General features: G+C 64.7%; 11 protein-coding genes. 10 read left to right on the top strand and 1 reads right to left on the bottom strand.

The genetic code is table 11. The features are described 5' to 3' along the window. Window positions 1–32 precede the first annotated feature (32 nt). The 10 genes from odhB (at window position 33) to htpG (ending at window position 11,238) form a co-directional block, all read left to right on the top strand. Window positions 33–1,244, top strand: coding sequence for a 2-oxoglutarate dehydrogenase complex dihydrolipoyllysine-residue succinyltransferase (odhB, locus tag VL129_RS01335; protein WP_325409276.1), 1,212 nt, complete (start codon window positions 33–35; stop codon window positions 1,242–1,244). Window positions 1,245–1,329: 85 nt separating this feature from the next. Further along, window positions 1,330–2,766: a dihydrolipoyl dehydrogenase gene (gene lpdA / locus VL129_RS01330; protein WP_325409274.1), complete on the top strand. Its 1,437-nt coding sequence runs from the start codon at window positions 1,330–1,332 to the stop codon at window positions 2,764–2,766. Between the two features lie 119 nt (window positions 2,767–2,885). Next, the gene (gene sucC, locus VL129_RS01325; protein WP_325409272.1) at window positions 2,886–4,055 is read left to right on the top strand and encodes an ADP-forming succinate--CoA ligase subunit beta; all 1,170 of its coding nucleotides are present in this window, start codon (window positions 2,886–2,888) and stop codon (window positions 4,053–4,055) included. Further along, entirely contained in the window at window positions 4,052–4,939 is an 888-nt protein-coding gene (sucD, locus tag VL129_RS01320; RefSeq protein ID WP_325409270.1) for a succinate--CoA ligase subunit alpha, read from the top strand. Before sucC ends, sucD begins: the two co-directional genes overlap by 4 nt. A gap of 218 nt (window positions 4,940–5,157) precedes the next feature. Next, window positions 5,158–6,459, top strand: a complete 1,302-nt coding sequence (gene brnQ / locus VL129_RS01315; RefSeq protein WP_325409268.1) for a branched-chain amino acid transport system II carrier protein — start codon at window positions 5,158–5,160, stop codon at window positions 6,457–6,459. Window positions 6,460–6,522: 63 nt separating this feature from the next. Beyond that, window positions 6,523–7,275 (top strand): DUF599 domain-containing protein, encoded by a 753-nt coding sequence (locus VL129_RS01310; protein ID WP_325409266.1) that lies wholly within the window; start codon window positions 6,523–6,525, stop codon window positions 7,273–7,275. A 46-nt stretch (window positions 7,276–7,321) separates the two neighbouring features. After that, window positions 7,322–7,789: a PaaI family thioesterase gene (locus VL129_RS01305; protein ID WP_325409264.1), complete on the top strand. Its 468-nt coding sequence runs from the start codon at window positions 7,322–7,324 to the stop codon at window positions 7,787–7,789. Further along, window positions 7,786–8,232, top strand: coding sequence for a PaaI family thioesterase (locus VL129_RS01300; protein WP_325409262.1), 447 nt, complete (start codon window positions 7,786–7,788; stop codon window positions 8,230–8,232). The genes VL129_RS01305 and VL129_RS01300 overlap by 4 nt, the downstream gene beginning before the upstream one ends. A gap of 45 nt (window positions 8,233–8,277) precedes the next feature. Next, window positions 8,278–9,261, top strand: coding sequence for an MFS transporter (locus VL129_RS01295; protein ID WP_325409260.1), 984 nt, complete (start codon window positions 8,278–8,280; stop codon window positions 9,259–9,261). Window positions 9,262–9,333: 72 nt separating this feature from the next. Continuing rightward, window positions 9,334–11,238 carry a molecular chaperone HtpG gene (htpG, locus tag VL129_RS01290; RefSeq protein WP_325409258.1) on the top strand — a complete coding sequence of 635 codons (1,905 nt, stop codon included), beginning with the start codon at window positions 9,334–9,336 and terminating at the stop codon, window positions 11,236–11,238. A gap of 291 nt (window positions 11,239–11,529) precedes the next feature. Here the strand turns inward: htpG and VL129_RS01285 are convergent, their stop codons facing one another. Further along, window positions 11,530–11,967, bottom strand: a complete 438-nt coding sequence (locus VL129_RS01285; RefSeq protein WP_325409256.1) for an OsmC family protein — start codon at window positions 11,965–11,967, stop codon at window positions 11,530–11,532. Between the last annotated feature and the right edge of the window lie 124 nt (window positions 11,968–12,091).

The raw sequence follows: 12,091 nt of genomic DNA, 5'->3' as shown, positions 1-12,091 counted from the left end.
AACGAAGTATCGGAAAGACAGGAATTCATCACATGGCTATTGAGATCAAAGCCCCCGCCTTCCCGGAATCGGTTGCCGACGGCACCGTTGCCACCTGGCACAAGAAGCCGGGCGAAGCCGTCAAGCGCGACGAACTGATCGTCGACATCGAGACCGACAAGGTCGTCATGGAAGTGCTGGCCGAAGCCGATGGCGTGGTCGGTGAAATCATCAAGGGCGAGGGCGAAACCGTTCTCTCCGGCGAGTTGCTGGGCACCCTGAACGCAGGCGCTGCCGCTGCTGCTCCGGCCGCTGCTGCCGCTGCCCCGGCCCCTGCCGCCGCTGCTGCCGCTCCGGCCGCCGCCGAGGACAAGATCCTGTCCCCGGCCGCGCGCAAGATCGCCGACGAAGCCGGCCTCGACCGCAACAGCATCGACGGCACCGGCAAGGGTGGTCGCGTGACCAAGGAAGACGCCGTCGCTGCCGCGTCCGGCAAGCCGGCCGCTCCGGCTGCCAAGGCCGCTGCTCCGGCCGCCGACGCTCCGGTGTTCGCCGCCGGCGACCGCGTCGAGAAGCGCGTGCCGATGACCCGTCTGCGCGCGAAGGTGGCCCAGCGTCTGGTCGAGGCTCAGTCCTCCATGGCCATGCTGACCACCTACAACGAAGTCAACATGAAGCCGATCATGGACTTGCGCGCCAAGTACAAGGACATGTTCGAGAAGAAGCACAATGGCGTGCGCCTGGGCTTCATGTCCTTCTTCGTCAAGGCTGCGGTTGAAGCGCTGAAGCGCCAGCCGGCGGTCAACGCCTCGATCGACGGCAACGACATCGTCTACCACGGCTACCAGGACATCGGCGTGGCCGTGTCCAGCGACCGTGGCCTGGTGGTTCCGGTGCTGCGCAACGCCGAGTTCATGAGCCTGGCGGAAATCGAAGGCGGCATTGCTGCCTACGGCCGCAAGGCGAAGGAAGGCAAGCTGACCCTGGAAGAAATGACCGGCGGTACCTTCACCATCTCCAACGGTGGTGTGTTCGGTTCGCTGCTCTCCAGCCCGATCGTCAACCCGCCGCAGTCCGCCATCCTGGGTATGCACAAGATCCAGGAGCGCCCGATGGCCGTTAACGGCCAGGTGGTCATCCTGCCGATGATGTACCTGGCGCTGTCCTACGACCACCGCCTGCTGGACGGCAAGGAAGCGGTCACCTTCCTGGTCACCATCAAGGAACTGCTGGAAGACCCGGCGCGCCTGCTGCTGGACATCTGATCGACGTGTGATTCGCGTCAGGCAGAACCCGGCATGTCCGGGCTCTGCCGTTTGTGGACTCCGCAATTTTCGAAGAGGAAACCCTATGAGCCAGAAATTCGACGTCGTGGTGATCGGTGCCGGCCCCGGCGGCTATGTCGCTGCCATCCGCGCGGCCCAGCTGGGCAAGAAGACCGCCATCATCGAGAAGTTCACCGGCAAGGACGGCAAGCTGGCCCTGGGCGGCACCTGCCTGAACGTCGGCTGCATCCCCTCCAAGGCGCTGCTGGACAGCTCCTACAAGTTCCACGAAGCCCACGAGAGCTTCAAGCTGCACGGCATCAGCACCGGTGACGTGAAGATGGACGTGCCGACCATGGTCGGCCGCAAGGACCAGATCGTCAAAAACCTCACCGGCGGCGTCTCCGCGCTGATGAAGGCCAATGGCGTGACCGTGTTCGAAGGCCACGGCAAGCTGCTGGCCGGCAAGCAGGTCGAAGTCACCAAGACCGACGGCAGTGTTGAAGTGCTGGCCGCCGAGAACGTGATCCTGGCCTCCGGTTCCAAGCCGGTCGAAATCCCGCCGGCCCCGGTTGACCAGAAGGTCATCGTCGACTCCACCGGCGCCCTGGACTTCCAGACCGTTCCCGGCAAGCTGGGCGTGATCGGCGCCGGCGTGATCGGTCTGGAGCTGGGTTCGGTGTGGGCACGCCTGGGCAGCCAGGTCACTGTGCTGGAAGCCATGGACAAGTTCCTGGCCGCCGCCGACGAGCAGATCGCCAAGGAAGCCCAGAAGATCCTCACCAAGCAGGGTCTGGACATCCGCCTGGGCGCCCGCGTGACCGGTACCGAGATCAAGGGCGAGCAAGTGGTCGTCACCTTCAGCGACGCCAGCGGCGAGCAGAAGATGACCTTCGACAAGCTGATCGTCGCGGTCGGCCGTCGTCCGGTGACCACCAACCTGCTGGCCGCCGACAGCGGCGTGACCATGGATGAGCGCGGCTTCATCTTCGTCGACGACTTCTGCGCCACCAGCGTGCCGGGCGTGTACGCCATCGGTGACGTGGTGCGCGGCGCCATGCTGGCCCACAAGGCCTCGGAAGAGGGCGTGATGGTTGCCGAGCGCATCGCCGGTCACAAGACCCAGATGAACTACGACCTGATCCCGGGCGTGATCTACACCCACCCGGAAATCGCCTGGGTCGGCAAGACCGAGCAGACGCTCAAGGCCGAAGGCGTGGAAATCAACGTCGGTGTCGCGCCGTTCGCCGCCAGCGGCCGCGCCATGGCCGCCAACGAAACCGCCGGTTTCGTCAAGGTCATCGCCGATGCCAAGACTGACCGCGTGCTGGGCGTCCATGTGGTAGGCCCGAGCGCCGCCGAGCTGGTCCAGCAGGGCGCCATCGCCATGGAATTCGGCACCAGCGCCGAAGACCTGGGCATGATGGTGTTCGCGCACCCGACTCTGTCCGAGTCGCTTCACGAAGCGGCTTTGGCCGTGAATGGCCATGCCATCCACGTCGCCAACCGTAAGAAGCGCTAAGGAAGAGACCGGCAGGTGACTTGAACTTTTGCGAGGGGGGAGGGCTCACCTGCCGTATCGGAGGCGTGTCCGTGAGGACACGCCTATTGCCAATAGCAAAAACTAGAACGGTAGAAAGCATGAATCTTCACGAGTATCAGGGTAAGCAGCTCTTCGCTGAATACGGCCTGCCCGTCTCCATAGGCCATGCCGTAGACACCCCGCAACAGGCCGCAGAAGCCTGCAAGGAGATCGGTGGCGATGCATGGGTCGTAAAGGCCCAGGTACATGCCGGAGGGCGAGGAAAGGCGGGCGGTGTAAAGCTGGTTCGCAACCCGGAGGAAGCCCGGGAGTTCGCAACCCACTGGCTGGGCAAGCGCCTGGTGACCTACCAGACCGATGCCAACGGCCAGCCGGTCAGCAAGATCCTGGTCGAGGCCTGTACCGACATCGACAAGGAGCTGTACCTCGGTGCCGTGGTCGATCGCTCCAGTCGGCGCATCGTATTCATGGCCTCCACCGAGGGTGGCGTGGAGATCGAGAAGGTCGCCCACGATACCCCCGAGAAGATTCTCAAGGCCACCATCGATCCGCTGGTTGGCCCGCAGCCCTATCAGGGCCGCAGCCTGGCGTTCCAGCTGGGCCTGCAGGGTGAGCAGATCAAGCAATTCACCCACATCTTTCTGGGCCTGGCCCGCCTGTTCCAGGACTACGATCTGGCCCTGCTCGAAGTGAACCCGCTGGTGATCACCAAGAGCGGCAACCTGCATTGCCTGGATGCCAAGATCAACATCGACGGCAACGCGCTGTACCGCCAGTCCAAGCTGCGTGCCATGCATGACCCGTCCCAGGATGATCCCCGCGAGGCCCATGCCGCCCGCTGGGAACTCAACTACGTGGCCCTCGATGGCAACATCGGTTGCATGGTCAATGGCGCCGGCCTGGCCATGGGCACCATGGACATCATCAACCTGCACGGCGGCAAGCCGGCCAACTTCCTGGACGTGGGTGGTGGTGCCACCAAGGAACGCGTGACCGAAGCGTTCAAGATCATTCTCTCCGACAGCAACGTGAAAGCCGTTCTGGTGAACATCTTCGGCGGTATCGTGCGCTGCGACATGATTGCCGAAGGCATCATCGGCGCCGTGCGCGAAGTCGGCGTTCAGGTACCGGTGGTGGTACGCCTGGAGGGCAACAATGCCCAGCTCGGCGCGAAGATGCTGGCCGAAAGCGGCCTGAACATCATCCCGGCAACCAGTCTGACCGAGGCCGCCCAGCAGGTGGTCAAGGCTGCGGAGAGCAACCAATGAGCATTCTGATCAACAAGGACACCAAGGTCATCTGCCAGGGCTTTACCGGCTCGCAGGGCACTTTCCACAGCGAGCAGGCCATCGAGTACGGCACGCAGATGGTCGGTGGCGTGACCCCGGGCAAGGGCGGTACCACCCACCTGGGTCTGCCGGTGTTCAATTCCGTGGCCGAAGCCGTGGAAGCGACCGGCGCGGATGCCTCCGTCATCTACGTGCCGGCGCCGTTCTGCAAGGATTCCATCCTCGAGGCGGCATTCGGCGGCATCAAGCTGATCGTCTGCATTACCGAAGGCATCCCGACCCTGGACATGCTGGAGGTGAAGATCAAGTGCGACGAACTGGGCGTGCGCCTGATCGGGCCGAACTGCCCGGGCGTGATCACCCCCGGCGAATGCAAGATTGGTATCCAGCCCGGCTACATCCACCTGCCGGGCAAGGTGGGCATCGTGTCCCGTTCCGGCACCCTGACCTACGAAGCCGTGAAGCAGACCACCGACGCCGGTTTCGGCCAGTCCACCTGCGTGGGCATCGGCGGGGACCCGATCCCGGGTTCGAGCTTCGTCGACATCCTCAAGCTGTTCCAGGAGGACCCGCAGACCGAGGCCATCGTCATGATCGGCGAGATCGGCGGCAGCGCCGAGGAAGAAGCGGCGGCCTTCATCAAGGCCAACGTCACCAAGCCGGTGGTGTCCTACATCGCCGGCGTGACCGCGCCGCCCGGCAAGCGCATGGGCCATGCCGGGGCGATCATCTCCGGTGGCAAGGGCACGGCGGAGGAGAAGTTCGCCGCGCTGCAGGACGCCGGGGTGAAGACCGTGCGCTCCCTGGCCGACATCGGCAAGGCGCTGGCCGAGATCACCGGCTGGGAAATGAAAAAGGCCTGAGGGCTCGTTTGAACACAAAAGGCCACCGAGAGGTGGCCTTTTGTGTTTATGGGCAGCACCGGACATCCAACGAAAGGTGCGGAAATGACCGGGAATCGTTAGGCTTGCACCTTTTTTGAACGCCCCCTTCAAAAGAGAGGGCCGTTCCGGCCGGCGGCCAGTTTCCCTTACCCCGGGAAGCCACGATCTGATCCTCTTTTGCAGTGGTGTAACTTCCCATGACTCGTCTGAAAGGTTTCGACCTGGTTGCCCTCGGTTTCATGACCTTCGCGCTGTTCCTCGGCGCCGGCAACATCATCTTTCCCGCCAGCGCCGGCATGGCCGCGGGCGACAACCTCTGGCCGGTGGCGCTGGGCTTTCTGATCACCGGCGTCGGCCTGCCGCTGCTGACCATCGTGGCCCTGGCGCGGGTCGGTGGCGGCATGCCGAGCCTGACCGGGCCACTCGGCAAGGTGGCCGGTACCGTGCTGGCGGTGGCGGTCTATCTGTCCATCGGCCCGCTGTTCGCCACGCCGCGCACCGCAGTGGTGTCGTTCGAGATCGGCATCGCCCCCTTCACCGGCAACAGCGACTGGGCCTTGTTCCTCTATTCGCTGGGGTTCTTCGCGCTGGTGCTGTTCCTGGTACTCAACCCCGGGCGGCTGATCGACCGGGTCGGCAAGGTCATCACCCCGGTGCTGCTGCTGGCCCTGGTGCTGCTGGGCGCCGCCGCGATCTTCGCGCCGGCCGGTTCGGTGGGCGTCACGGCGCCGGAATACCGTGACGCGCCGCTGCTGCAGGGCTTCCTGCAGGGTTACCTGACCATGGACGCCCTCGGCGCGCTGGTGTTCGGCATCGTGATCGCCACGGCGATCCGCGATCGCGGGGTGACCAGTCCGGGTCTGGTGACCCGCTATTCCATCATCGCGGTGATCATCGCCGCCATCGGCCTGGCGCTGGTCTACCTGGCGCTGTTCTATCTGGGCGCGACCAGCAAGAGCATCGCCTTCGACGCGAGCAACGGCGGGCAGATTCTCACCGCCTATGTGCAGCACACCTTCGGCACACCCGGCCTGCTGCTGCTGGCCGCGGTGATCATCCTGGCCTGCCTGACCACCGCGGTGGGCCTGCTCACCGCCTGTGGCGAGTTCTTCAGCGAGCTGCTGCATACCTCCTACCGCAACGTGGCCGTGGGCTTCACGCTGTTCAGCCTGCTGGTGGCCAACCAGGGGCTCGACCAGCTGATTCGCGTCTCGGTGCCGGTGCTGGTGGGCCTGTATCCGCTGGCCATTGTGCTGGTGCTGCTGAGCCTGGCCGACCGGCTGTGGCGCGAGCCACGCCGGGTGTTCCGTCCGGTGATGGCGGTGGCGCTGGTGTTCGGGCTGGCCGACGGCCTGCTGGCCAGCGCCTTCAAGGATCAGGTGCCGGCGTTCTTCGCCAACCTGCCCTGGGCCGCGCAAAGCATGGGCTGGGCGCAGCCGGTGCTGGTGGTGCTGGTGGTGGCGGCGCTGGTGGATCGTCTGCTGCCGGCGAAACGGTAGTGGCCGAAAGGCATCAAGATGAAGCCCGGGCGGGTATAATCGCCCGGCTTCGATGGAGTGCCCATGATCTTGACCGATGAGTACCTGCGCCACCTGGTGGCTGCGCTGTGGTTTGTCTTCTGCTGGGTAGGCTACACGCGCTACGCGATCTGGAAGGGGCGGGACACGCCATGCCTGGCCAGTGTCATGCACCTGTACCGCGAGGACTGGATGCGCCGCATGCTGCAGCGCGACAACCGCATCGCCGACGCCAACGTGATCGGCAATCTGGAACGCAACGCCTCGTTCTTCGCCTCCAGCACGCTGATCATCCTGGCCGCCGTCGTCACCGCCCTCGGCGCCTCCGATCGCGCCGTGTCGCTGCTCGCCGAGCTGCCCTTCATCGAGCCGGTCGGGCGGGGCATGTCCGAGCTCAAGCTGTTGCTGCTGGGCCTGGTATTCGTCTACGCCTTCTTCACCTTCAGCTGGTGCATGCGCCAGTACAACTTCGCCGCCGTGCTGCTGGGTTCGGCACCGTTGCTCGCCGAGCGTAACGTCAGCGACCAGGAGCGCAACATTTTCGCCAAGCGCGCCGCCAAGCTGCTGTCGAGTGCCGGCAATCATTTCAACCTGGGCCTGCGGGCGTATTATTTCGGCCTGGCGGTGCTGTCCTGGTTCATCCATCCCTGGGTGTTCATGGCGGTCACCGCCGGCGTGGTGCTGGTGCTCTACCATCGCGAGTTCCATTCCCGGGTGCTCGAGGTGCTGACCCATACCCCCGCGCCGCTTGCCGCTCCGTCTGCCACCCAGGAACCCCGCGAGCCCGAATTTCACTGACCCGGGCGGCCCGCCGCCGCCCGTTCCGCACCTTGCGAGCCATACCATGAACAAGAATTCCCTCGTGCAGCGCGCCGAACGCTTCCTTTCCGCCCTGCGGCATTGCCAGGTGCTGGGCATGCAGGTGGAGGCGGCCGACGAAAAAGGCCTGACGCTACGCCTGCCCTACAGTGAAAAGATCGTCGGCAACCCGGAGACCGGCGGCATCCATGGTGGCGCCATCACCACCCTGATGGACACCACTTGCGGCATCTCCACCGTGTGCTTCCTGCCGGATTTCGAGGTCTGCCCGACCCTTGACCTGCGCATCGACTACATGCGCCCGGCCGATCCGCACAAGGATGTCTACGGCTTCGCCGAGTGCTATCGGGTGACCCCGACGGTGATCTTCACCCGTGGCATCGCCTACCAGGATGATCCCGCGCAGCCCATCGCCCACGCGGTGGGCACCTTCATGCGCATGGGCAAGAGCGCGAATCTGAAAACGGGCGTATTTCCGGAGGGCAAGGCATGAAGGCCGAAGAATTCAACGCGCTGGTGAGCAGCGCGCACACGCGCAACGACTACAGTGCCCTGATCGATCTGGTTCCCTACGCGCGCCTGATCGGCATCGAGTGTCTGCGCCTGGGCGACGACATGGTGTTCCGTCTGCCGGCCCAGGCCGACAACATCGGCAACCCGGTGCTGCCGGCGCTGCATGGCGGGGTGATCGCCGGTTTCATGGAGCATGCGGCGCACCTGCATCTGCTGATGTTCATGGGCACCCAGCATCTGCCCAAAACCATCGACTTCTCGGTGGATTACCTCAGGGCCGGTCACTATCGTGACACCTTCGCTCAATGCCAGGTGTGGCGGCAGGGTCGCCGTGTGGCCAACGTGGCCATCACCGCCTGGCAAACCACGCAAACCGAGCCCATCGCCACCGCGCGCGCCCACTTCAAGGTCGACGAGTCCTGAGCGGCCGTTCCGCGTCCGGCGGTCTGGCCGGACGAGGAACGTTCCATGGATGCCTTGCTGATTCTCGGCGCCTGTTGCCTGCTGCTGATCAGTCTGTTCTGGCTGGCCCTGCGCGCCTTCGCGCGGGGGGCCGGCTGGGGCCTGCTGTGCCTGCTGCCGCCATTGACGCTGCTCTACCTGTTTCGCCATGGCAGGGAGGCGCGCACACCGCTGCTGCTGGCCGCGGTCGCCGCCTTGCCGCTGGGCATCGGCCTGCTTGGGGTGGCGGAGCAGAACCCCGATCACCTGCGCTCCCTGCTGAGTCTCGAATGGCTGAAGCCGGTGCGCGATCCCTGGCAGCCGGACATTCGCCTGCGTGGCAGCCTGTGGGGCGAGCCGTTCGCCCCGGTGGAAGGCGACTTCATCGAAGGCCGGCTGCGCCTCAGCCAGGGCGCGGCGAACCTCGACCGGCGTGAGCTGGTGATCCACCTGGGCGAGTTCTCCGGCCCGCAACTGACCCTGGACATCCTGCCGCAGGACGCTGAGGTTCCCACCGTCGAGCTGGTGCGCCGCCTGCCTGGCAACCCGCTGCCCGAGGCGTTGCGCCTGGAGCGCGGCTACAGCCTGCACCTGCAGTTGCGGCGCCAGGCACCCAACCGGCTGGTGGGCGATCTGCACCTGGGTTTGCCGAGCGCACACCGCACCTGGCTCTCCGGCCCCATCGAGGTGTTCACCGACGGCCTGCGCTACCGCGCGGGCAGCGTGGATGCGCGCTTCGATTCGGCGCACACCCTGCAGCATGTGATCGAGGACTACCTGCAACGACGCTTTCCGCAGCATCGCGTGGAGGCGGTGCGGCTGCCCGATATCGACTGGCACAGCCGCCCCCTGGAGCTGCGCGTGCAGGCGCGCATCGGCAACCGCGCGCTGACCCTGCCATTGCAGCTGCTCAAGGACGAGGAGCGCGGCTGGCACGTGGCGGGCGACCGCTATCCGCCGCGCGGCGTGCCCGGTCAGCCGGCTGACGGTGCCAAGCCCTTGAAATCCTGAGGGTCATCCCCCATCTGCTGGACATCCCGTCGCGCCAGCGGCCCGTATCCAACACCTGGAGAGTTGAAGACGATGAGTGTGGAAACTCAAAAAGAAACCCTGGGCTTCCAGACCGAGGTGAAGCAGCTGCTGCACCTGATGATCCATTCCCTGTATTCCAACAAGGAAATCTTCCTGCGCGAGCTGATCTCCAACGCTTCCGACGCCGCCGACAAGCTGCGCTTCGAGGCGCTGGCCAAGCCGGAGCTGCTCGAAGGCGGCGCCGAGCTGAAGATTCGCGTCAGCTTTGACAAGGACGCCAAGACCCTCACCGTCGAAGACAACGGCATCGGCCTGAGCCGTGAGGACGCCATCGCGCACCTGGGCACCATCGCCAAGTCCGGCACCGCCGACTTCCTGAAGAATCTCACCGGCGATCAGAAGAAGGATTCGCGGCTGATCGGCCAGTTCGGCGTGGGCTTCTATTCCGCGTTTATCGTCGCCGACAAGGTGGATGTGTTCAGCCGCCGCGCCGGCCTGTCCGCCGGCGAAGGCGTGCACTGGTCGTCGAAGGGCGAGGGCGACTTCGAAGTCGCCACCGTGGAGAAGGCCGAGCGCGGCACCCGCATCGTGCTGCACCTGAAGAGCGGCGAAGAAGAGTTCGCCGACGGATGGCGCCTGCGCAACATCATCAAGAAATACTCCGACCACGTGGCGCTGCCCATCGAGCTGCCGAAGGAACACCACGGTGAGGAGAAGGACGCGCCGGCCGAGCCCGAGTGGGAAACCGTCAACCGCGCCAGTGCGCTGTGGACCCGTCCGCGCACCGAGATCAAGGACGAGGAATACACCGAGTTCTACAAGCACGTCGGTCACGACTTCGAAGACCCGCTGGCCTGGAGCCACAACAAGGTCGAGGGCAAGCTGGAATACACCTCGCTGCTCTACGTGCCGGGCCGCGCGCCGTTCGACCTGTACCACCGCGAAGCGCCCAAGGGCCTCAAGCTCTATGTGCAGCGCGTATTCATCATGGATCAGGCCGACCAGTTCCTGCCGCTCTACCTGCGCTTCATCAAGGGTGTGGTGGACTCCAATGACCTGTCCCTGAACGTCTCCCGGGAAATCCTGCAGTCGGGCCTGGTGATCGACTCCATGAAGTCGGCGCTGACCAAGCGCGCCCTGGACATGCTGGACAAGCTGGCCAAGGACAAGCCCGAGGACTACAAGGGCTTCTGGAAGCAGTTCGGCCAGGTGCTCAAGGAAGGCCCGGCGGAAGACTTCGCCAACAAGGAGAAGATCGCCGGCCTGCTGCGCTTCGCCTCCACCCACGACGCCAGCGGCGAACAGTCCGTCTCGCTCGCCGACTACCTGGGCCGCATCAAGGAAGGTCAGGACAAGATCTACTTCCTCACCGGCGAAAGCTTCAATCAGGTCAAGAACAGCCCGCACCTGGAAGTGTTCCGCAAGAAGGGCGTGGAAGTGCTGCTGCTCACCGACCGCATCGACGAGTGGCTGATGAGCTACCTCACCGAATTCGACGGCAAGCAGTTCGTCGACGTGGCGCGCGGTGACCTGGACCTCGGCAAGCTGGATTCCGAGGAAGACAAGAAGGCCCAGGTAGAAGTCGCCAAGACCAAGGAGCAACTGGTCGAGCGTCTGAAGAAGGTGCTGGAGGCGGAAGTGGCCGAGGTGCGCGTGTCGCATCGCCTGACCGAATCGCCGGCGATCCTCGCCATTGGTGAGCAGGACCTGGGCCTGCAGATGCGCCAGATCCTCGAAGCCAGCGGCCAGAAGGTGCCGGAGAGCAAGCCGATCTTCGAGATCAATCCGCAGCACCCGCTGATCGAGAAGCTGGATGCGGAAGCCGATGAAGACCGCTTCGCCGACCTCAGCCACATCCTGTTCGACCAGGCCGCCCTGGCCGCCGGCGACAGCCTCAAGGACCCGGCCGGTTACGTGCAGCGTCTGAACAAGCTGCTGCTGGAACTGAGCGCCTGATCGTTGCGCTGAAATAACAGAGGGCCACTTCGGTGGCCCTTTGTGTTTCTCGTATTTGCCGCGCCGCAGCATAGGGCGGTCAGCGCTTTTCCTGGCCGCCAGCGGGCCACGGCGCCGTGGCCCTGGTGGACAAGGAAAGCGTTGTCCACCCTACGATTCCTGGTCCGGCCGTCTGGCCTGATACCCGGCGGCCTGTAGGAGCGGCTTTAGCCGCGATGCTTTTGTGGCTCACCAAGAGCATCGCGGCTAAAGCCGCTCCTACAAATGGCAGGCTGCGTGGTCCCGCAGGGCTTACGCCAGCGCCGTGCTCACCTTGGTGCCGTTCAACAGGCTCTCCATCACCGGGCAGCGGCGTTCCACTTCTTCCAGGAAGGCCTGCTTGCGCGCCTGATCCAGTTCCGGCGCATCGATGTCCACCTTCAGGCGAATCTCCTGGAAACCCACCCGCGCGTCGGTTTCACGACCGAGCAGGCCGTTGGGGTCGTAGTCGGCTTCCACCTCGAAGGTCATGCCGTTGATGGTGAGCTTCTGCTGGTGGGCGACGATGCGGCCGATGCTGCCGAAGCAGCCGGCCACGGTGGCGATCATCACCTCCAGCGGGCTGGCGCCCAGATCCGCGCCGCCGGCGGTCTTCGGCTGGTCCATGATGATGTGGTGGCTGCCGCACTGGATGTCGATGGTCATGCCGGCCTGCATGTGGCCGCTGGCTTTGATGGTCTTGAGCGCCATGCGCGAACTACCTCATGAGAAATAAAAAAAGCCCGGGAAGGCTAGGGGTGGTTTGGCGCCTCGTCCTTGATGCGCATCAATACCCATAGGGGTATCCATCGAAGGCCTGCATGCTACGGCGTTT

It is taken from the genome of Pseudomonas sp. (genome assembly GCF_035497915.1).
Taxonomy (GTDB): domain Bacteria; phylum Pseudomonadota; class Gammaproteobacteria; order Pseudomonadales; family Pseudomonadaceae; genus Serpens.
Note: the sequence above shows the minus strand (reverse complement) of the source record. Positions and strands in the feature narration are given on the sequence as shown.